Here is a 21,287-nt window from a genome sequence, read left to right as displayed (position 1 = left end):
GAGGGGTTTCTCTCGGCAGGTGATCTCGTGGATGCGAACCCCTCACCCAACCGAGTTAGCCGCGCTGTCCTACATGCCCTCTCCCACAAGGGGCGAGGGCGCATTCACGCGCACCGTGCAAGGCGCTTGTGGTCCAACAACAAGGCCTGCCACACTGCTATGCCCCAGCCACCGCCGCAACACCTTCGATCTCGATCAGCATCTTCGGATCCGGCAGCGCCACCACCACGCACGTCGTGCGTGCCGGATACGGCGCCGGCCCGAACGCCGCAGCATAGAGCCGGTTCATCGCCGCCACATCGCCCGCGCGCGTCAGCAGCACGTTGACCTTGACGAGATCGCTGATGCCAGCGCCGCCCTCGCTCAGCACGCGCGTGAAGTTGGTCACGACATTGGCGAACTGCGCCTCGAACTCATCGGGCAGGTTGCCGTGGGTATCGAAGCCTGGAATGCCAGAGATGAAGAGGAGATCGCCGACGCGGGTCCCGAACGACAGCGGAGGGGCTTTGATGTGCGATGGGGCGGGGATGTGGTGGATGGGCACGAAGCCTATGCCTCTATAAAAAGTGAAATGCGCAACTCCGAGTCTGAGCATATTGAACCGACCCGAGAGTTTGAGTGGCGCCTTTTAGTTCTTCTGAGATTGTCTGTTGAGTTCTGCGTAAGTCCGAAAAGGCATATTATGATCTCTTTTGCTCTCCCGTGGCTCATATCACGGAGAGGAATATAACAGGAAAAAATGCAACTTCCCCTTGAAGTTCATTGGAAATATATACCTTAGTAAGAGGATTGCTTGTGAAGCAAGTTACATGGGGAGTGAAATGGCTGATAAAAATAGCTATCCGCAAATACCTGCCACCGTCTGGTGGGGACTAAGAGGAATTCTGCAGCGAACCCCTACGGTTACGATAGATGATCGCTTTCTTGGCGTTCAGCTCGGTGTTCAGGAAGTTGCCGCTCGACAATATCTTAGTGAACTTAAACGCGTGGGAATTCTCACGGAAGAAGGCAAGGCGACAGCGGTTGCTTTACGTTGGCGCAACAACGAGACTTATTCCGCTGCAGTGCAGGAAATCTTGGCGTCTGTATACCCTGAAGGACTACTGCACGTTGCTCCGCCGGAGGATCAGAACCGGCAGAAGGCCATAGCGTGGTTTACGCATGAAGGACTCGGCAGCGGTACAGCGGGAAATAAGGCTGCGACCTATCTTATGATGGGTAGCAGAACGCCTAGCGAGAGTCCTTCGAAAGGAGCCTCAGCGCAAAAGGGGTCCGCTGAAGCGCCAAAAGCAGCAAAGGCTAAGCCATCTAAGCAGATAAAATCGACCGAAGTCGCTCCGAACGCGAGGCAACTCGACTTGATGCCGCTTAACGTAAATGTTCAAATTCATATCAGTGCAGACGCGACGGGAGAGCAGATCGAGTCAATTTTTTCAGCGATGAGGCGTTACCTGTATGATAAGCCACTTTCTTGAGCGCATAAAGCAGCTACAAGAACATATCCTGGAAGTGGGATTAGCCCAGACCGTTCTCGCGCTGCCAGCTCCGCGAATGCTTGCGCTTCCTCGGTTGAGTGAAGACTCCGGTCCGGTAAGTATTTACATCCGCGCCGTTACAGAAGTTGAAATTGAATCCGTCTCTCGCGATCTTTACGCGTCCGGGCACTATTCGCTCGCTGTTCAAGAAGCGTTCAAGGCTGTTGAAAAGTATGTTCAACAGAAGTCGAATGCTCTTGGAGTATCTGGGACGCCGCTAATGCAACAAGTATTTAGTACTGCGAATCCGCTCCTCTTTTGGAGCGAACGTAAAACAACCTCCGAACAGGATGAGCAAAAGGGTTATCTGCAGCTATATGCGGGTGCAATGCTAGGAATCCGCAATCCAGTTACGCACGAGTTCAAATGGATAGACGACCCTTTGCTTTCTCTTGAACTGATTTTGTTTGCGCAGCACCTGCTTCGAAAGGCCAAGATGGCGCGTACATTTAACGAGAACGAAGGATTGGATCGTTCGACAACTGCAGCAACATGAGCAAAAAGCCGGGCTTGCGCCCGGCTTTGATGGATGGCCGGGTCAAGCCCGGCCATGACGATGGAGAGAGCTGCGCGCGGCGTCAGGACAACGCCTTGTTGCTCTCCTTCACCTTGTCAGCATCCAGATAAACGCTGCCGCCCATTTCCTTGAACTTGGCGCTCATCTGGGCCATGCCGTCCTCGATGGTGCCGCTGATGGTCATGCCGACCGTAGCGGGATCATTCAGCGTCGCCGCGTAGTCGCGGACGTCCTGGGTGATCTTCATCGAGCAGAACTTTGGGCCGCACATCGAGCAGAAATGCGCGACCTTGTGGGCTTCCTTCGGCAGAGTCTCGTCGTGGAAGCTTTTGGCGGTGTCCGGGTCGAGGCCGAGGTTGAACTGGTCGGTCCAGCGGAACTCGAAGCGGGCGCGGGACAGCGCGTCGTCGCGCAGCTGCGCGGCGGGGTGGCCCTTGGCCAGATCAGACGCGTGGGCGGCGATCTTGTAGGTGATGACGCCGGTCTTGACGTCGTTGCGATCGGGCAGACCCAGATGCTCCTTCGGCGTCACGTAGCACAGCATGGCGCAGCCGAACCAGCCGATCATGGCGGCGCCGATGCCTGACGTGATGTGGTCGTAGCCCGGCGCGATGTCGGTGGTCAGCGGCCCCAAGGTGTAGAACGGCGCTTCGCCGCACTCCTTGAGCTGCTTGTCCATGTTGATCTTGATCTTGTGCATCGGCACGTGGCCGGGGCCTTCGATCATGACCTGGCAGCCCTTGTCCCAGGCGATCTTGGTGAGCTCGCCCAGCGTCTCCAGCTCGGCGAACTGCGCGCGATCGTTGGCGTCGGCGATCGAGCCGGGGCGCAGGCCGTCGCCCAAAGAGAACGAGACGTCATACTTGCGCATGATGTCGCAGATCTCGTCGAAATGGGTGTAGAGGAAGCTCTCCTTGTGATGCGCGAGGCACCACTTGGCCATGATCGAGCCGCCGCGCGAGACGATGCCGGTGACGCGGCTCGCGGTGAGGTGGATGTAGGCGAGCCGCACGCCGGCGTGGATGGTGAAGTAGTCGACGCCCTGCTCGCACTGCTCGATTAGGGTGTCCTTGTAGAGCTCCCAGGTCAGCGCCACCGGATCGCCGTTGCACTTCTCCAGCGCCTGGTAGATCGGCACGGTGCCGATCGGCACCGGCGAGTTGCGCAGGATCCATTCCCGCGTGGTGTGGATGTTGCGGCCCGTCGAGAGGTCCATCACGGTGTCGGCGCCCCAGCGGATCGCCCACACCATCTTGTCCACTTCCTCTTCCACTGAAGAGGTCACCGCCGAGTTGCCGATATTGGCGTTGATCTTGGTGAGGAAGTTGCGGCCGATGATCATCGGCTCCAGCTCGGCGTGGTTGATGTTGCAGGGGATGATGGCGCGTCCCCGCGCGATCTCGGAGCGTACGAACTCCGGGGTGATGAAGGCGGGGACCTCGGCGCCAAAACTCTCGCCGTCGGCGAGCGCGGCTTCGGCGCGCTCCAGCTGCTGCTTGCGGCCGAGATTCTCGCGCTCGGCGACGTAGATCATCTCCTTGGTGACGATGCCGGCGCGGGCGAATTCGAGCTGGGTGATCTTGTGGCCGTCGAGGCCGCGCAGCGGCTTGTGATGCGCAACGAAGGCCTTCGCCGCCTTGTCGGCGCCGACATTGCCGTTGTCCTCCGGCTTGATGTCGCGGCCCTCATACTCCTCGACGCCGCCGCGCTCCAGCACCCATGCGGAGCGGGCGCGCGACAGGCCGGCGTTGACGTCGATCGTCACGGACGGATCTGTGTAGGGACCGGAGGTGTCGTAGACGGGCAGGTTCGGCTCGCCCGCACCCTCGGAGAGGATGATCTCGCGCAGCGGCACGCGCAGGTCGGGCGCGGCGTCAGGTGTCGCGTAGATCTTGCGCGAGGACGGCAGCGGGCCGGTCGTGACGGCGGGCAGGGTGGTGTCGGGATTGGAGCGGATGTTCATGGGATCCTCCTTCTCAATTGTTGTTGTCGGAGTGAATGGGGGACGTCATTGCGAGGAGCACTTGCGACGAAGCAATCCGGGGCGGCACCCGCGGCCCTGGATTGCCTCGCTTCGCTCGCAATGACGGTGGAGCGAGTGGGGCATCACGCCGGCTCCCTCACCGCATCGAGCCAGGCGCGGATTCGGGCGTCGGGGTCGGGGTTCTGGGTGACGTCGCTGACGACGGCGATGGAGTCGGCGCCGGCGGCGAAGATCTCCGCGGCCTGCTCCAGCTTGATGCCGCCGATCGCGACCAGCGGGATGTTGCCGATGCGCTGCTTCCACACGCCGATCTTCGCGATGCCCTGCGGCGCGAAGCGCATCGCCTTCAAGGTGGTCGGGAAGATCGGGCCGAGCGCGACGTAGTCGGGCTGGGCCGCGAGCGCAGTCTCCAGCTCGGCATCGTCATGGGTCGAGAGGCCGAGCGTGAGGCCAGCGTCCTTGATCGCCTTGACGTCGGCCTCCGCCAGATCCTCCTGGCCGAGATGGACATGCTCGGCGCCGGCGACGACGGCGGCGCGCCAGTAGTCGTTGACGATAAGCTTCGTCGCCGTGCCCCTGGTGATGGCGAGCGCGTCGGTGACGATCTGCAGCGCCTCGCCGTCATTGAGATCCTTGGCACGCAGTTGCACGGTGCCGACGCCGAGCTTGGTCAGGCGCTCGACCCAGGCGAGGCTGTCGACGACGGGATAGAAGCGATCAGGATACGGCATGCCAGAACGGGGTCCCAACGACAGGGGTGGAGGGGGAAGCGAAATCGCGGGCGTCCATCAGCCCGGCCTCGTAGGCGGTGCGGCCGGCGTCGCAGCCGAGCCTGAAGGCCCGGGCCATCGCGACGGGGTCGGCGGCCTTGGCGATCGCGGTATTCAGCAGCACGGCGTCGTAGCCGAGTTCCAGCGCTTCCGCGGCGTGGCTGGGCGCGCCGAGGCCGGCGTCGACGACGAGCGTGATGTCGGGCAGGCGGTCGCGTAAGAGCTTCAGCGCGTCGCGATTGATGATGCCCTTCGCCGAGCCGATCGGCGCCGCCCAGGGCATCACAACCTTGCAGCCGGCATCGACCAGGCGTGTCGCCACCGTCAGATCCTCGGTGCAATAGGGGAAGACCTCGAAACCGTCCTTGATCAGGATGGTGGCGGCCTCGACCAGGCCTATGACGTCGGGCTGCAGGGTGTCGTTGTCACCGATCACCTCGAGCTTGATCCAGTTCGTGCCGAACAATTCACGCGCGAGCTTGGCGGTCGTCACCGCCTCGCGCACGCTGCGGCAGCCGGCGGTGTTCGGCAGCACCGTGACATTGAGCGCGTTGATCAGCTTCCAGAATGCATCACCGCTCTTGCCGCCCGCGGCCTCCCGCCGCAGCGACACGGTGACGATCTCAGCGCCGGAGGCCCGGATCGCGTCCTGCATGATCGCGGGCGAGGGGTAGAGCGCGGAGCCGATGAGGAGGCGCGAGGTGAAGGTCTTGTCGTAGAATGTAGGCATTAGTTGTCTCCGTCGTTACGGACGGTGTCGCTCCGAACGAAGCCGTCGTCCCGGCGCACGCCGGGACCCATACCGCGTGATCTCGCGTGGCGGCACGATGGGAGAGACCGAGCGCCATCACTGCGGCCGGTGGTTATGGGTCCCTGCTTTCGCTGGGACGACGGCGGAGTTTGAGGCCAGAGCGCGCGTCTCACGGCCATCACCCTCCCTGCCGCGGCGTGATGATCTCGATCTCGTCGCCGGCGTTCAGCGCCGTTTCGGCCCAGCGGCTCTTCGGCACGACGTCGTAGTTCAGCGCGATCGCGAAATGGGTGCCTTCGTAGTCGAGCTCGGAGAGCAGCGCGGCGACGCTGGTGGCGCTGATGTCACGGGCTTCGCCATTGACCGTCACGCGCATCGCATCACCTCGTTGTCGATCTGGCCATGCGCGACATAGTTGAGCGTCGCCTGCGCCAGCGCCGGCGAGATCAGGAAGCCGTGCCGGTAGAGGCCGTTGACGCGGATCTCGCGCTCGCTCTGCACCGTGATGCGCGGCAGATTGTCGGGATAGGCCGGCCGCAAGCCGGAGCCGAATTCGAGAATGCGCGCCTCGCCGAACGCGGGATGCACGGAGTAGGCGGCGCCCAGCAGCTCCAGCGCCGAGCGCAGGCTGACGCCGGTGTCCTCGGCCTCGAGCGAGGTTGCGCCGAGCATGAACAGGTTGTCCTCACGCGGGATCAGATAGAGCGGAAAGCGCGGATGCATCAGCCGCACGGGCCGCGCCAGCTGCACCTCTGATGTCTCGATCAGGATCATCTCGCCCTTGACGCCGCGCAACTCCGGCTCGGCGTCTCTCGCCTCGAGCCCGCGGCAGTCGATCACCAAGCCATCGAGATCATCAGCGCTCACCGCGCTGTTGAACAGCACGCGGCCGCCGGCTTCGACGATCCTCTGGTGCAGCCTCGGCAGCACGCGGCGCGGCTCGACATGGCCCTCGGTCGGATAGAACAGGCCCTCGCGGAAGCGGCCCTCCAGCGACGGCTCCAGCGCGGCGAGAGCCGCGGCGTCGAGCCGCTGATAGCCCGAGGTGCGGCGGGCGAAGCGGTCGTAATCGGCGCGGTCGCGGGCATGGGCGATCACCAGCGAACCGTTGAACGGCGTCTCCGGCATCTCGCGCCGCCAGATGTCGAGCGAGGCGAGGCCGAGCCGGCTGATGACGGGCTCGGAGATTTCGCTTTCGCAATACGGCGCCAGCATGCCGCCGGCCCAATGGCTGGTGGAGAGCATCAGCGCGGCGTCGCTGCGCTCGTGCAGGGTCACGTCGTGACCGGCGCGCGCGAACAGCAGCGCCTGCCAGGCGCCTGCAATGCCTGCACCGATGATGGATACGGGGACATCCCCGCGCGTAAGCGTCTGCTGCATCCCTGTCCCTTCGCCGGCATGACCCGGATCAGGTTCAAAGGGTCACCGCATTCACGCTGCGGTATCTCAGCTCCCCCTCGGAGCTCCCCTCGGAACGCGCTTAAAATAGACCGATACGGCCCCGTGTCAACGGAGTGTCATGGAAACACGGTGTACGGCCGTTAGGAACCAAATCGCGTCAGTGCGCGCGGGCGTGGCGGCTGCCGGCGATCTTCGGCGTGATGTCGAGCGGCGCGCTGACGCGCACCGGCCGGAGGGAGGGCCTGGAATCGGCGAGGCGCTGCCGCTTGGCCACCTCGTAATAGCCCTTGGCGAAATAGGCCACCGCGCGGTCGTGATCGCCGCGCGCGGCGCGATAGGCGCCGGCGAGATAGCGCACGCCATAGGTGAGGTTGGTGTTCGGATCGTGCAGGCCGGCCGCATCGCCGGTGTAGCCGAGGCCGCGCGCGGTGCCGAGCTTGATCTGCATCAGGCCGATGCAGCCGCAACTGCCGACGAGGTCCTTCTGGTACTTGCTCTCGCGCACGATGACGCGGTGAATCAGCGATTCCGGAATGTTGTTGGCGGCGGCATGAACGGCGACCAGCGCATCGATATGCGGATGGCCGGTGTTCATGTGCTTGGGCTTGATGTCCGCAGCCCGGCGCTCGGTCTCGCGCGGCTCGGCGGCGGGCTCGGCCGGGAGGGCGTCGGCATCGGCCGGCGCGGCGGCATTGGCATCCATCGGCTGGGTGGTGTCGGCGCTGCTCACCGCCTCGATCGCCTCGACCTCGCGCGCGGCCTTGGTCACGGCGCTGCGCGCGGCGAAATCCTTGATGCTGTCGGCACGGACGTGCGCCAGCTTGATCTTGCCGGACCGGGCCTTGCCGGCCGTGTCCGATGCGGTGGTCGCATCCTCGGCCGCCATGACCGACGGCAGGTGACCAGCCATGGCAAGGCCCGCCAGGCAGGCCGTCAGCACGAGACGTTTCATGTGTCAGGATCCCCCGGGAACCAACGCGCGTGCCAAGCAGGCCCCCCGGCACGCGTTTACACTTTACGCACCGTAATTGGTGCGAACGCCGGGCGATATTATGGCCGAAATGCGGCGATGACGCCGGTTTGGGCACGATGGTTTCCGGGATTTACCCCGAATTATGGCCGGCGTGCTTGGGTGGCGGACGTCTCCCGATCAGGGCTCTTGCCGCAATGACGCTGTCCGTCACCCACTCCGAAGCGACCGCCCGTCCGGCGCACGCGCAGCTCGCGCTGTGGGTCGGCGCCGGCGTCTACGCGCTGCTGCTGATCTCCGGCAACCGGCTGCTCAACGATCCCGACACGCTGTGGCAGATCACGGTGGGACAGTGGATCATCGACCATCGCGCGGTTCCCGAGGTCGACGTCTATTCCTTCACCATGCGCGGCGCGCCGTGGATCTCGACGCAATGGCTGGCGCAGGTCGCCTATGCCGGCGCTTACGCCATCGCCGGCTGGACCGGCCCTGTGGTGCTGGCGGCTTCCGCCATTGCGCTCGCCTTCGCGCTGCTCGCGCGCGCCTTGAGCCGACAGCTGCGCGACAGCACGACGCTGGTGTTCGTGGTCGCCGCGTTCCTGCTCTGCCTGCCGCACCTGCTGGCGCGGCCGCACGTGCTGGCGTTTCCGATCCTGGTGGCCTGGATGGCCGGGCTGATCGACGCCGCAGACCGCAAGGAGGCGCCGCCGATCGCGATGGTGCTGCTGCTGGCGCTGTGGGCCAATCTGCACGGCGGCTTCGTGTTCGGCCTGTTCTTCATCGCACCCGCCGCGCTCGATGCGCTGGTGAATGCCGAGCCGCACGCCCGCCGTGCGCTCGCGCTGCGCTGGGCCGCCTTCGCCGCGCTGGCACTGGCCGCGAGCTGCTGCACGCCCTATGGCTGGAACGCGCTGCTCGCGTCGCAGAAGATCCTGTCGCTCGGCGAGGCGCTGCCGCTGATCGTGGAATGGAAGGCGGCTGATTTCCAGGGCCTCGGTCCGTTCGAGATCTGCCTGCTGATGGCGATCGGATTTGCGCTGTTTCACGGCGTCCGGCTGCCGCCGGTGCGCATCCTGATGCTGCTCGGCCTGTTGCACATGGCGCTGGCGCAGGGGCGCGCTGCGGAAATCCTGGCGCTGGTCGGCCCGCTGGTGCTCGCATCGCCATTGGCGCGGCAATCCAACGGAGAGCCGACGCAAACAGCCGGCGGTGCGCGGGCGTTGCTGACGGCCGCGGTCGTGCTCGCGCTCTGCATGGCCACCTTCGCCTCGGCGCCGATCCTCTCCTTTGCGCCCAACCTGCGCGGCACGCCGGTTGCGGCGGTGACCGAGCTCAAGAAGCTCAACCTCACCCGCGTCCTCAACGACTACGATTTCGGTGGCTATCTGATCTCGGCCGGCGTGGCGCCGTTCATCGACGGCCGCACCGAGCTCTATGGTGAAAAATTCTTCGTCGATCACAACGCCGCGTCAGGCCTGATGGAGCCGGACAATCTGTTCCGCCTGCTGAAGGACTACCAGATCGAGGCGACCTTGCTGCGCACCCAGAGCGCGGCCACCAAGCTGCTCGACCATGTCGATGGCTGGCAGAAAGTCTATGCCGATGACATCGCCACCATCCATCTGCGCAAGGCTGGCGTCCGGCATGCCGTGGAACCGGCGGTCGATTCTGCCGCTCACTGAATCGAACACATCGATCGCATCCGCGTGAGGTCGGATGTCGCGCGGCATCCCGGCGCGTGCAAACCGGTGGCCATGCGGCTATGATGAGACCTGTCAGTTCGACAGCAAGCCTGACTCATTCAAAAAGACTGAACAGAGAGGGAGCGCGTCATGGCCGCGAAGCCAGCCGACATCGCATCAACTAACATCCATTTCCGAGGCATCGACAGCCCGCAACCCGCCGTGCGCGTCCTCGACATGCCGCGCAACAATCCTTGCGCCCAATGCGGCGAGCCGATCGCGCTGCCGTCCTGGGTCGAGAAGGATGGCCGCCGCACCGCCTATCTCTGGCACTGCCGCCTCTGCGACTACCGCTACGAGACCATCGCCTTCTACGCCGAAGCGGTTGATGACGGCGCGCTGGCGGCGTAGGTGGTTGGCAGGCCTGCAGGGTTTAGCTAAATTCTGCCGATTTCCTCCATGAGAAACGAGCGAATAAGCCGTGAGCTGCAACCGCGACGGCGGTGCGCTCCCTCTCCCCGTTCTTCACGGGGAGAGGGTCGGGGTGAGGGGCAGCCACATGGGCAGACTTAGTTGTTAGAACTGAAGTCTGCTCGAGGCTCGCGCGTCTCCGACGCAGTTCGAGCTTAGCTCTTTCATCACAAGCCATCGGGGAAAGACTTGCACTTCCCGTGCCGTTGCCCCTCACCCCAACCCTCTCCCCGTGAAGAACGGGGAGAGGGAGCCGACTGTCGTTGCGGCGGGCGGTTCGCATCGATCGACAAGATGCAACCAAGTTCTCAACTACAACCGTGCGCACGAACCCACAGTTGCCGAAACAACGAATTCTCCTCCCCCAACCGTCACTCAGTAACACTTCCGCGTCGCGGTGAGGCCGCTTGTCGCGCAACGTGACGAAATCGTGGTTCCGGCGGAACGCGGACTGTCCGTTGCAGTTCTCTCGTCACCATTCACTGAGAGGAGACACCACATGGTGATGAAGACTGTTGCGGCCGGCCTCGCCGGTTCCCTGCTGCTCGCGACCGCGGCGTTCGCCGCGGAGAGCACCACCACGACCACCAGCACCACGATCAAGAGCGACACCACAGCGGCGTCCTATCAGGGTGACTGGCGCAGCTCGAAGCTGGTCGGTGTCAAGGTCTACAACAACAACAACGAGAACGTCGGCTCGATCGACGACATGCTCGTCGACAAGAGCGGCGCCATCAAGGGCGTCGTGATCGGTGTCGGCGGCTTCCTCGGCATGGGCGAGCACATGGTGGCCGTCGCGTTCGACCAGCTGAAGTTCTCAGATCAGCCGGTTCAGGCGAGCACTGCAGCCAATGCCCCGGCCGGCACCACGCCGCCGGCCTCGACAACGCCGCCCGCTTCGACCACCACGACTGGCGCCGCTACAGGTACCTCGTCGTCGTCCTCGATGAGCTCGTCGAAGAACCGCTGGTATCCCGACCATGCCATGATCAACGCCACCAAGGATCAGCTGAAGTCGATGCCCGAGTTCAAGTACTCGGAGTAATTCGGACCGACGGCCTGATTTGAGCGACACGGCGCGCCCGGATTAGTCCGGGCGCGTTCGCGCGTCAGGCGGCAGGACGGAGTGTGGTTCGGCCGAGCGGCAGCTCGATGCGCGCGACGAGTCCGCAGGGCCTGCGGTCGTGCAGCGACAACTCTCCGCCATGCGCCTGGACGATCGCCTTTGCAATCGACAGTCCGAGTCCGAAGCCGGTGGCTTCGTCCATGTTGCGGGCGTCGTCGCCGCGCACGAACGGCTCCAGCATGGTCGGCTTGAGCGCATCGGCGATGCCGGGACCGTCATCCTCGACGTCGATGGTCAGACACGATCCGGAGACGGTCAGCCTGATCACGACCAGCTTGCCGTACTTCGCGGCATTCTCGACCAGGTTGGTGACGGAGCGCAGCAGATCGTCCGGCCGCACGGTGGCCATGGCGTGCGTCGGCCCGACATAGGTCACGTCGTGCCCGACGTCGGCGAACTGGTCGGCGACGAGCTGCAGGATGCTGGCGATGTCGACCAGCGTCATCGGCTCGAGCTTGCGGCCGTTGCGCAGGAACGACAGCACGGATCCGAGCATCGCATGCATCTGATCGAGGTCGGCCAGCATGCGGCTGCGCTGCAGCTCATCCTCGACGAACTCGCAGCGCAGCCGCATGCGGGTGAGCGGCGTCCGCAGGTCATGGCTGATCGCCGCGAGCATCTTGGTGCGGTCGTTCATCAGCGCGGTGATGCGTTGACGCATGCGGTTCAGGGCGCGCGCCAGCGAGCGGATTTCCTCGGGGCCGCGTTCGGGCAGGGCGGCGGAGTCGCCATCGAGGCTGAAGGTTTCCGCGGCCTTCGCGAAGCTCGACAAGGGTGAGGTCAGCGCACGTGCGGCCCACAGGCCGAGCAGCGTCGTGCTGATCAGCGCGAACAGGATCGTCGTCAGCCACGGCGCGCCCCAGAACGGCGGCCGGTGCGGCCGGTCGGGCGTTTTGGCGGAGATCAGCTCGCCGTCGGGAAGCGCGAAGACGACACGGTGCAGGGGCGATCCGGGCGGCGGCATGAAGACCCGGTAGCCGGGGCCGAGACCACGAAAGCCGCCGGGGCCGTGTCCGCCATCCGCTTCGCCGCCACCCCGCCAGCCGTCTTTCTCCGCCGCCTGCTGCGCTGGATCGGCCTGCATCGGCCCGGACTGCGCCTTGATGTCGAATTCGGGATAGGCGCGGGCGATGTCGGTGAGCAACCGGGCCCGCTCGTCGGCGGGGGCGCGACCGAGAACGTGGACGACGGTGGCGAGCTGGAACGGGCCGGCCTCGTTCTCACCCGAGGGCTGCTCGGCGCGATACAACAAGAATGCCGCCGTGATGATGGCGTGGAGCGCCACGATCGAGATCGCCACCAGCGCCGTGATCTGGCCGCGGATTCCCTTCAGGTTGAGAAAGCCGAACGACCTCATCACCGCTCCGTCAATGGCTCTGCGGCGCGGTCAACACCTCGACGACGGGCGTGAACATGTAGCCGCCGGAACGCACGGTCTTGATCATCGTGGCCTCCTGCGGATCAGGCTCGATCTTGCGGCGGATACGGCTGACGAGAACGTCGATCGAGCGTTCGAACGAGCCGGCGCTGCGGCCTTGCGTCAGGTCGAGCAGGCTGTCGCGCGACAGCACGCGACCGGGCCGTTCGCAGAATGTGCGCAGCAGGTCGAACTCCGCGCTCGTCATCGCCACGCGCGCGCCTTCGGGGTTGCGCAGCTCGCGCAGGCGGAAGTCGATCTTCCAGCCGAGGAAGCTCAGCGCGGTCGCACCTTCGGTCGCACTCGCGGTCATCGCGGCCGCCTGTCGGCGCAGCACCGCATTGATGCGGGCGAGCAGCTCGCGCGGATTGAATGGCTTGGGCAGGTAGTCGTCGGCGCCCATCTCGAGACCGAGAATGCGGTCGACGTCCTCGCCGCGCGCGGTGAGCATGATGATCGGCACCTGCGATTCCGCGCGCAGCTTGCGGCACAAGGTCAGGCCGTCCTCGCCGGGCAGCATCACGTCGAGGATCAGCAGGTCGATCCGGTGATCTCCCATGATGCGGGTCATCTCGCGGCCATCGGTCGCGGTCGTCACGTTGCAGGCATTGTTGCGCAGATATTTCGCAATCAGCGTCCGCGTCTCGCGGTCGTCCTCGACGACCAGGATGTGGGGTTGTGTCTGGGCCATACCGTCAATTGACCTAGAATCGCGGCGTTTTGCGAAGTTTTTTGTTGCGAAATGTTTCCTGGCGGCAACGTCGGGCACGGCCTGGACATCAGCTAGACCCGTGTTGCGGCTTTCGTGTGGGTGCGTCAAGCGTGATGGATGAACGCGATACTGGCTTTGCTGCACCCGACTACCGATGCAATGTCCGCAATGTCGCCGTAGAGGGTCAAATCAGCACTGATTGATGAACTGAGCCCTCGCTCCGAGCGCCGCTGCGCTCCCTCTCCCCGTTCTTCACGGGGAGAGGGCTGGGGTGAGGGGCAGCCGCACGAGCGGTGTAGCAATTGGCACCGACGTACGAGTCCGATGGAGCCGTCATGTAGCACCGCCGGTGCCATGCCCCTCACCCGGATTGCTGCGCAATCCGACCTCTCCCCGCAAAGGGCGGGGAGAGGTTGCACCGTCCACGCGGAGCGGGCGACGCTTCACAAGCAGATGGCTACTCGCTGTCGGTGCGACACCGGCCATTGTCGCACGACTGGTGCGCTCCCTCTTCCCGTTCTTCACTGGGGAGCCGGCCTCCTTCACGACGTCGGCAGCGTCGTGCTCCAGCGCTTGGCCGAACGCGTTGTCGGCGATGCCGCGCATGGGACCGTTGCAGGACCGCGGACTACAGGCCCGGCAAGGTGTTGACCCGGACCGACAGGGTGCCCTCGGCCGAGGCGATCACGCGCAGCACCTTGGCATCGAAGGCGATGTCGGTCAGAGCCAGATTGTTGATGTCGGTGTCGACGCGGATGCCGTTCTCGTTCTTCTGCAGCTCCGCAATCGCTGTCGCGATTTTCTCACGGACATTGTCGGCGAACGGCTTGAGATCGACCACTGACCGTTCCAGCAGCGCGCGCTGCAGATGCGGAACCGCAGCGCGGGCCGCGGCGCCGAGCAGGCCAAACGCGGCCTCCGATTCGACGGCGAGCTGGAGGTCGGCGAGGCGCAGGATCTGCTGCGCCTGGTCGACCAGGGGGCGTCCCCAGATATGCACCGTCGCCTCAGCAGCGAAGCCGAAGAAGCTCTCCTTCTCCTTGCCCTTGACCTGCAGCGAGATCAACAGCCGGTTGCCCGAGGGCGTGACGGTCGCATGCTTGACGGTGACGGCGACCGGTCCGGAGCCGTCCTCGGGGAACGTCCGGCCGGCGAGCTGCGAGTCGACGAGCTTGGTGAGCTCGGTGAAGGGCACGTCGACCGGGACCGCGACGTTGATGCCCCCGGTGGTCGGCGGAACGATCGTGAGCTTCTCGGGGAACGGGCATTCGGGTTTGGTCTCTGCCGGCGTCACCCGGGTTTCCGCCTCGATGCCCATCGTCACCGTCGCGACGTTGGCATCGATCACCGGCTGGGCTGCGAGCGCGCGCGTCGGCTTGATCTCGAGCCAGACCGGCGGCAGTCCGGGCGCCGAGCCCTGCAGCGGGACCGAGCGGCAGGCGCGGGACCATTGCATCTGCGCATTTCGTCTCAGCGTCGGGTCCTTGCGCAGCCGCTCGCTGAGGGCACTGAGCTGTTCATTGACGGTCTTGTCGATGACCGGCTTCATTTGCGCCGGCACGTTGACGCGCGCGCCGGCGACGGTCAGCGCGGTGTCGCCGAGATTGACCTGGGCCGCGAAATTGGGCTCGACATACCAGGACACGGCCAGCCGCGGCCGCATCGAGATCATGACGCTGCCCTTGATGTCGGCGGTGGCGTTCAGGTTCTTGATGTTGATGCCGCCGATCTTGCTGGCGGCGTCCGATCCGAGCAGCCCGCCGATGGCGTCACCGAGCGCGCCGGTCGCTTTCGCAGACAGCGATCCCGTGACGTTCAGCCGGCCCGAGAGCGGCGTCATCAGCGACAGCGTATCCTGTGCGCCCGTCGCGGCGATCGCTCCGCGCGAGACCGTCCAGCCGATGTCGGCATTCTGCAGCAGCTGAGACACCGGATTGTCGGACTTGCCCGAGAAATTGCGTGGCGTCGCCTTCTCGGCGGCATCCCGGATCGCTCCGAGCGAAATCGAGACCGGCGCCATGATGATCGAGTTGCGGGTCGCCGGCGGCAACGGCGGCAGCTCGGCGAGCTGCGGCGCCGGTGTGCTGCCGGAAAACAGGAACACTTCGGCGATGATGATTCCGATCAGGACCAGCGCGGCAAGGCCGGCAACCCCGATCAGGGCCGTTCGCAGCCGGGGCGGCGAGCGTCGCGGCGGCCGCTGCTGCGATTTCGGAGCGAGCGGATGAGGCCTGCCCTGCCAATCCGGTGGCGGCGTCGGAAGCTTCATGTCGGGTCCACGGACTCCAGCTGCCGCGATGTCGGCGCGCCGCGGCGGCGAGATCACGGTTAATGCGAGATTGCCGAGTTTACAGGGCTGGACGGAGGCGCGCCAGAGCAGCACCTGCGGCGGGATGCCATCAATCCGGCGTGATGGTGAACACGCCGGGCAAAAAAAGGACCGCCGGAGCGCGAGGCCACGGCGGTCCAAGTCTGGGAGGAAGAGCGAAGCTGGGAGGAAGCAAGTAGGAAAAGGCAGGAGCCGATGTGTCGCGCCGATCAGCGCGTCACGCGGCCAAGAACTCGGCCAAGATCGGCGCGGCGTTCCATCGGCCGCACGACGACCTTGGCGCCGACGGTCACGCGGGAATAGAGATCGATCACGTCCTGATTGGTCAGGCGAATGCAGCCCGACGATACATGGGTGCCGATGGTATCGGGGGCATTCGTGCCGTGAATGCGATAGACGGTGCCGCCGAGATACATCGCGCGGGCGCCGAGCGGATTACCGGGGCCGCCAGCCATGTGGCGCGGCAGATAAGGCTGGCGCGCGATCATCTCAGGCGGCGGCGTCCAGTCCGGCCACTCAGCCTTCCTGGTCACCGATTGCACGCCGGACCAGGTGAAGCCGTCGCGGCCGACGCCGATGCCGTAGCGAATCGCCTGGCCGTTGCCGAGCACGTAGTACAAATAGGTATTCGGGGTGTCGATGATGACGGTACCCGGGGCTTCGCGGGTCGTGTAGTTCACGACCTGGCGGCGCAGGCGCGCAGGCAACTCATAAGTCGCGTCGTCCTCGCGCGGATCGACGAGCTGCGGCGCGGTGGCCGGCGGCTCATAGCTCGCGACCGGCGGCGGCAGCAGCAACGGGAAGGGGAACGGAGCAGGGGACGCGGCCTGCGTCGGTGACGCGCTCGCGACCGCGCCGGCCAGAAGTGCGCCAAAGAGGATGCGGGATTGCCAACGGGTCGTGCCTGACGTGACCATGAACGTCCCCCTGTTTGATCGCCGTTGCGCGGCTGTTGTCTCAGCCTGCGCGCTTGAAATCAGTTGCCTGTCATCACTTTCGGAGCGCTTCGTCCGGCTCCTTGATGCTGCAACTCATAAGGGAGAAAAGTTTCATTGCGTTTGCGCGCTGCAAGTAAAACGGTTTCGTCGGCTTAACCGTTTGTTTCATGACGGTTTCACGACAGCGAGCGCGCAGATTGCAGGCGCGGGCGGTGGGTGGGCGCAAAAACAGCCTTCGACAGTTCGATGACGTCACACGCCTGAAATAACAATGTCGGATTTTGCGGACGTTCAGAATCGCTGCAACTTTCCGGATCGCCTTATGCGGATCTTAATCGCAACCGACGCTTGGCACCCGCAGGTCAATGGCGTGGTACGCACGCTCACCTCCTTGTCGCGTGCCGCTGCGGGCCTCGGCTACGACATCACCTTCCTGACGCCGGAAGGGTTCGCCTCGTTCGGCGTGCCGACTTATCCGGGCCTGCGGCTCGCGATCACGCGGGCCGGCGAGATCGCTCGCCGTATCGAGGCGGCTGCGCCGGATGCGATCCACATCGCGACTGAAGGCACGATCGGCTGGGCGGTGCGGCGCTACTGCCTGCGCAACGGCCTGCCGTTCACCACCTCTTACACGACGCGCTTCCCGGAATATGTCTCGGTGCGCACCGGTATTCCCGACGCGGTCGGCTATTGGGTGATGCGCCGCTTCCACGACGCCGCCGCGATGACCATGGTGGCTACGAACTCGCTCAAGCAGGAACTCGCTACACGCGGCTTCAAGCGTCTCGGCTTCTGGACGCGAGGCGTCGACACCACACTGTTCAATCCCGACGAGCCGGCCGCGTTAGATCTGCCGCGCCCGATCTTCATGAGCGTCGGCCGCGTCGCGATCGAGAAGAATCTCGAAGCGTTCCTGTCGCTCGATCTGCCGGGGTCGAAGGTCGTGGTCGGCGACGGTCCGGCCAAGGCCGAGCTCGCGCGGCGTTTCCCGACCGCGCATTTCCTCGGCGAGAAGACCGGCAAGGATCTGACTGCGCACATGGCGGCCGCTGATGTCTTCGTATTTCCGAGCCTGACCGACACGTTCGGCGTGGTGCAACTGGAATCGCTCGCCTGCGGTACGCCGGTCGCGGCGTTCCCTGTCACCGGTCCGCTCGACGTCATTGCCGATCATCCGGTGGGTGCGATCGACTGGGATCTGCGCGCGGCCTGCCTGAAGGCGCTGACGATGTCGCGCGCCGAGTGCCGCACCTTCGCGCTCGACCGCTCCTGGGAGAACAGCGCGCGCCAGTTCATCGGCAATCTCGCGGTGCTGCAGCCGTCGCGCGTCGTTCGTCCTGCACCGATCCTGGCCGGCCAGAGCGCGGTGCGCGGCTGACCGCCAACCCTTTCGTTTTCAGATCCAATCCAAACGTAGTGAGATGTACCGATGGCAGAAACCATGAAGCTCGGCGGCGCGCGTGAGCTCGATTTCGACCGCGAGCAGGTCGAGCAGGCCTACGACCGCTGGGCGCCGGTCTACGACCTCGTGTTCGGCGGCGTGTTCGAGAAGGGCCGCAAGGCCGCGATCTCGGCCACCAACAAGTTGGGCGGACGCGTGCTCGAAGTCGGCGTCGGCACCGGCATCTCGCTGCCGCTCTACGCGCCGCATGTCCGCGTGTTCGGCACCGACATCTCCGAGGCGATGCTCGGCAAGGCGATGCGCCGGGTCGCCGAGCAGCGGCTCAAGAACGTCGAGGGGCTCGCGGTGATGGATGCCGAGAACCTCGACTTTCCCGATGATTCCTTCGACGTCGTGATGGCGCAATATGTCGTCACCGCCGTGCCCAATCCGGAGGTCGCACTCGACGAGTTCGCCCGCGTGCTGCGCCCCGGCGGCGAGCTGATCATCCTGACCCGCGTCAGCGCCGATGACGGCCTGCGCCGGGTGATCGAGCAGGCGCTGCAGCCGGTGGTGCGCCGGCTCGGCTTCCGCACCGCCGAGTTCGGCTGGTCGCGCTACATGCGCTGGCTCGCCGGCGCACAGCGCATGGAGCTGGTCGAGCGCCGCTTGATTCCGCCGCTCGGCCACTTCTCGCTGGTCCGCTTCCGCAAGATGGATCTCGCTACCGCTGCCTGAGGCGCGGCAGCCGTCTCCGGTCCTTGCCTCCTTCCTCATAGTTCGCTGCGTTTCCCCGCGTCCGGTCGCGTGACATCTTGATGATGTCACACGACCTACATCGAATCCCTCTACACGACCTGCAACTCATTCTTCGGAGCAACCATGATCAAGCACTTCCTGGAGCAGCTGCGGATCCAGCGCTGGGACGACCATCGCTACTATCATCACAGCCGCATCAATCAGAGCCTGCATTTCGTCAGCGCGGTCAGTTTCATGATCGCCTATGTGATGATGGTGTTCGATCCGCTGATCTCGGCGCTGATCGGCTGGCTGGTGTCGATGACCTCGCGCCAGGCTGGACACTTCTTCTTCGAGCCGCGCGGCTACGATCACATCAACCAGGCGACGCACGAGCACAAGGAAGAGATCAAGGTCGGCTACAATCTGCAGCGCAAGGTCGTGCTGATGACGATCTGGGCCGCAGCGCCGGCCGTCTTGTATCTGCAGCCGTCCTTCTTCGGCCTGTTCTCGCCCTGGGCCACCGCGATGGATTTCGCCCGCGAGACCGCCAAGCTGTGGCTCATGATCGGCGTCGGCGGCCTGATGTTCCGCACCATCCAGCTGTTCTTCATCCGCGACGTCGAGACCGGACTGGTCTGGATGACCAAGATCCTCACCGATCCCTTCAACGACTTCATGCTCTACCGCAAGGCGCCGATCGCCCTGCTGCGCGGCGAACTGATCGACCCCGGCCTCGATCTGATCGGCGACGGCCTCGAAGAGCAGCACGCCTGAGCGTGATGCCATCAGGACGGCGCGATGCCCGGGCCAGCCCCGGGCATCGGTGTTTGTGGGGACTATCGATGTCGGACGCCCAACGCTGTGAGAATGGCTCAGCGCCGGACCACGGCGCCGAGCATCTCTTTCAGGATCTGCCGCTTGATCGCCTTGTTGGTGAGCTTGCCGTCATTCCACCACCAGCCGTCCTGCTTCATCTTGCCGGCAGCCGCGACGAACCGCTTCGTCACCTCGGCGAAATCGGCGTCTGTGTAGTTCAGGCTGAAGATGAAGCGGCCGGTGCCGACCCAGCTCAGCGCCAGGCCCTCGGCCCGCAGATAGAACTGCAGCATCCAATTGTAGCGCGACGGCGCGGTGTATTCGACCAGCCAGATCGACTGCATGTTGGACACGCGTACCGGCAGGTCGCGCTTGCTGAGCTCCGCATTGAGCTGCGCGGCGCGGCCGTTCCAGGTGTCGTCGAGGCCGTCATAGATCGCGCGGAAGTTCGGGCTGTCGAGCCGGCTCAGGAACTCGTCCATCGCCGTCATCACGTAAGGGTGCGAGTTGAAGGTGCCGCGGGCGAAGCAGATGTCGGCCGGGCGGTCGTCGCGGAAGCGGCGCATCAGTTCCTTCCTGCCGCAGACCACGCCGATCGGCAGGCCGCCGCCGAGGCTCTTGCCATAGGTCACCATGTCAGCCTTGACGCCAAAGTATTCCTGCGCACCGCCGGGCGCGAGGCGGAAGCCGAGGAAGACCTCGTCGAACAGCAGCACGATGCCGCTGGTGGTGCAGACCTCGCGCAGCTGCTTCAGCCAGGCGGTGTAGGCCGCGCGGTCGTAACGCCCCTTGCGCGACGAATCGACCAGCGCCGAATCGCCCGGCGCGTTGCCGTTGGGATGCAGCGCCTGCAGCGGATTGACCAGCACGCAGGCGATGTCGCGCCGGGTGCGCAGGATATGCAGCGTGCGCTCGGACATCTCGGCCAGCGTATAGGTCTCGTGCGGCGCGATCGGATTGCCGACGCCGGGCTGCACGTCGCCCCACCAGCCGTGATAGGCGCCGGCGAAGCGCACCAGATGCGAGCGGCCGGTGTGGTAGCGGGCGAGCCGCACCGCCTGCATGACAGCCTCGGTGCCGGACATGTGGAACGACACCTCGTCCATGCCGGACAGTTCGGTCAGCCGCTTCACATTGTCGGCGACGACGGGATGATACAGCCCGAGCACCGGGCCGAGCGCCTGCGCGCGCCGCTCGGCGGCCGCGATGCACTCCTTGTAGAAGTCGTAGCCGAAGATGTTGACGCCGTACGAGCCGGTGAGGTCGTAGAACTGGTTGCCGTCGAGATCGGTGATCGTCACGCCGGACGAGGACTGCATGAACGAGCCGGCACCGAGCTGCTCCTTGACCAGCCGGCTGTACTGGAACGGCACGCGATAACTCTGGGTGAACTGCAGGTCGGAGATGCGGCTCGCGGCTTCCGCCGTCAGCGCGCGGCTCTTGGCGAATCGGTCCTGGAACAGCGCGCCGAGCTGGAAGAATCCGTCCTGCCGCTGCGTGGCGATCGCCGGGGGCGCGCCGTCCGAGCAGAAGAAATCGTCGATGTCGAACTCATAGCGCGGGATCAGCTTGGAGATCCGGCGGGACATCTTGGAATGGCCGGCCAGCGAGCGGTGCTTGGCGCGCGACAGTTCGATGCGGGCCTTCACCTTCGGGGCCATTGCGGCTGTCACGGCAGCGCCAACGGCGAGCGATACATAAGGAATCGAGTTTTCCATCATGTCCCAAAGCGCTAACCACTCCTGC

General features: G+C 64.8%; 20 protein-coding genes and 1 riboswitch. Of the genes, 8 read left to right on the top strand and 12 right to left on the bottom strand.

Annotation, left to right across the window (positions count from 1 at the left end):
* Positions 1-157 precede the first annotated feature (157 nt).
* Positions 158-544: a RidA family protein gene (locus ACQR07_RS07775; RefSeq protein ID WP_434901776.1), complete on the bottom strand. Its 387-nt coding sequence runs from the start codon at positions 542-544 to the stop codon at positions 158-160.
* 277 nt (positions 545-821) lie between these two features.
* On the opposite strand from ACQR07_RS07775, the gene ACQR07_RS07770 reads away from it, so the two are divergent.
* On the top strand, positions 822-1,475 hold the full coding sequence (locus ACQR07_RS07770; RefSeq protein WP_434901710.1) for a hypothetical protein: 654 nt from the start codon (positions 822-824) through the stop codon (positions 1,473-1,475).
* Entirely contained in the window at positions 1,456-2,031 is a 576-nt protein-coding gene (locus ACQR07_RS07765) for a TIGR02391 family protein (RefSeq protein WP_434901709.1), read from the top strand. The genes ACQR07_RS07770 and ACQR07_RS07765 overlap by 20 nt, the downstream gene beginning before the upstream one ends.
* Before the next feature lie 82 nt (positions 2,032-2,113).
* Here ACQR07_RS07765 and thiC read toward each other — a convergent pair whose 3' ends face one another.
* The 6 genes from thiC to ACQR07_RS07735 all read right to left on the bottom strand — a co-directional run bounded on the left by thiC (position 2,114) and on the right by ACQR07_RS07735 (position 7,910).
* Complete coding sequence (thiC, locus tag ACQR07_RS07760; protein ID WP_434901708.1) at positions 2,114-4,015, bottom strand: phosphomethylpyrimidine synthase ThiC; 1,902 nt, start codon at positions 4,013-4,015, stop codon at positions 2,114-2,116.
* 143 nt (positions 4,016-4,158) lie between these two features.
* On the bottom strand, positions 4,159-4,767 hold the full coding sequence (locus ACQR07_RS07755; RefSeq protein WP_434901707.1) for a thiamine phosphate synthase: 609 nt from the start codon (positions 4,765-4,767) through the stop codon (positions 4,159-4,161).
* On the bottom strand, positions 4,754-5,536 hold the full coding sequence (locus ACQR07_RS07750; RefSeq protein WP_434901706.1) for a thiazole synthase: 783 nt from the start codon (positions 5,534-5,536) through the stop codon (positions 4,754-4,756). Before ACQR07_RS07750 ends, ACQR07_RS07755 begins: the two co-directional genes overlap by 14 nt.
* A 199-nt stretch (positions 5,537-5,735) precedes the next feature.
* A complete protein-coding gene (gene thiS, locus ACQR07_RS07745; protein ID WP_434869054.1) occupies positions 5,736-5,933 on the bottom strand; it encodes a sulfur carrier protein ThiS in 198 nt (65 codons plus the stop codon).
* Positions 5,924-6,937 (bottom strand): FAD-dependent oxidoreductase, encoded by a 1,014-nt coding sequence (locus ACQR07_RS07740; protein WP_434901705.1) that lies wholly within the window; start codon positions 6,935-6,937, stop codon positions 5,924-5,926. Before ACQR07_RS07740 ends, thiS begins: the two co-directional genes overlap by 10 nt.
* Positions 6,926-7,037, bottom strand: a riboswitch (TPP riboswitch). Its footprint overlaps the gene before it by 12 nt.
* Positions 7,038-7,115: 78 nt before the next feature.
* On the bottom strand, positions 7,116-7,910 hold the full coding sequence (locus ACQR07_RS07735) for a transglycosylase SLT domain-containing protein (protein WP_434901704.1): 795 nt from the start codon (positions 7,908-7,910) through the stop codon (positions 7,116-7,118).
* 215 nt (positions 7,911-8,125) lie between these two features.
* Here ACQR07_RS07735 and ACQR07_RS07730 point away from each other — a divergent pair, with 215 nt between their 5' ends.
* From ACQR07_RS07730 to ACQR07_RS07720, 3 genes are all read left to right on the top strand, one after another.
* Positions 8,126-9,610 (top strand): hypothetical protein, encoded by a 1,485-nt coding sequence (locus ACQR07_RS07730; RefSeq protein WP_434901703.1) that lies wholly within the window; start codon positions 8,126-8,128, stop codon positions 9,608-9,610.
* Positions 9,611-9,760: 150 nt separating this feature from the next.
* On the top strand, positions 9,761-10,021 hold the full coding sequence (locus tag ACQR07_RS07725; RefSeq protein ID WP_434901702.1) for a hypothetical protein: 261 nt from the start codon (positions 9,761-9,763) through the stop codon (positions 10,019-10,021).
* Between the two features lie 559 nt (positions 10,022-10,580).
* Positions 10,581-11,126: a PRC-barrel domain-containing protein gene (locus ACQR07_RS07720; protein ID WP_434901701.1), complete on the top strand. Its 546-nt coding sequence runs from the start codon at positions 10,581-10,583 to the stop codon at positions 11,124-11,126.
* Between the two features lie 64 nt (positions 11,127-11,190).
* On the opposite strand, the gene ACQR07_RS07715 is transcribed toward ACQR07_RS07720, so the two are convergent.
* The 4 genes from ACQR07_RS07715 to ACQR07_RS07700 form a co-directional block, all read right to left on the bottom strand.
* Positions 11,191-12,564: an ATP-binding protein gene (locus ACQR07_RS07715; protein ID WP_434901700.1), complete on the bottom strand. Its 1,374-nt coding sequence runs from the start codon at positions 12,562-12,564 to the stop codon at positions 11,191-11,193.
* Between the two features lie 10 nt (positions 12,565-12,574).
* A complete protein-coding gene (locus ACQR07_RS07710; protein WP_434901775.1) occupies positions 12,575-13,315 on the bottom strand; it encodes a response regulator in 741 nt (246 codons plus the stop codon).
* A 649-nt stretch (positions 13,316-13,964) separates the two neighbouring features.
* Entirely contained in the window at positions 13,965-15,605 is a 1,641-nt protein-coding gene (locus ACQR07_RS07705) for a DUF4403 family protein (RefSeq protein WP_434901699.1), read from the bottom strand.
* A gap of 269 nt (positions 15,606-15,874) precedes the next feature.
* A complete protein-coding gene (locus ACQR07_RS07700; protein ID WP_434901698.1) occupies positions 15,875-16,582 on the bottom strand; it encodes a L,D-transpeptidase in 708 nt (235 codons plus the stop codon).
* A gap of 343 nt (positions 16,583-16,925) precedes the next feature.
* On the opposite strand from ACQR07_RS07700, the gene ACQR07_RS07695 reads away from it, so the two are divergent.
* From ACQR07_RS07695 to ACQR07_RS07685, 3 genes are all read left to right on the top strand, one after another.
* Positions 16,926-17,981, top strand: a complete 1,056-nt coding sequence (locus ACQR07_RS07695) for a glycosyltransferase family 4 protein (protein WP_434901697.1) — start codon at positions 16,926-16,928, stop codon at positions 17,979-17,981.
* 51 nt (positions 17,982-18,032) lie between these two features.
* A complete protein-coding gene (locus ACQR07_RS07690; protein ID WP_434901696.1) occupies positions 18,033-18,722 on the top strand; it encodes a class I SAM-dependent methyltransferase in 690 nt (229 codons plus the stop codon).
* Between the two features lie 144 nt (positions 18,723-18,866).
* Complete coding sequence (locus ACQR07_RS07685; protein WP_434901695.1) at positions 18,867-19,499, top strand: hypothetical protein; 633 nt, start codon at positions 18,867-18,869, stop codon at positions 19,497-19,499.
* Between the two features lie 98 nt (positions 19,500-19,597).
* Here ACQR07_RS07685 and ACQR07_RS07680 read toward each other — a convergent pair whose 3' ends face one another.
* A complete protein-coding gene (locus ACQR07_RS07680; protein WP_434901694.1) occupies positions 19,598-21,262 on the bottom strand; it encodes an aminotransferase class III-fold pyridoxal phosphate-dependent enzyme in 1,665 nt (554 codons plus the stop codon).
* Positions 21,263-21,287 lie beyond the last annotated feature (25 nt).

The organism is Bradyrhizobium sp. HKCCYLS20291 (genome assembly GCF_051167715.1).
Lineage (GTDB): Bacteria > Pseudomonadota > Alphaproteobacteria > Rhizobiales > Xanthobacteraceae > Bradyrhizobium.
Note: the sequence above shows the minus strand (reverse complement) of the source record. Positions and strands in the feature narration are given on the sequence as shown.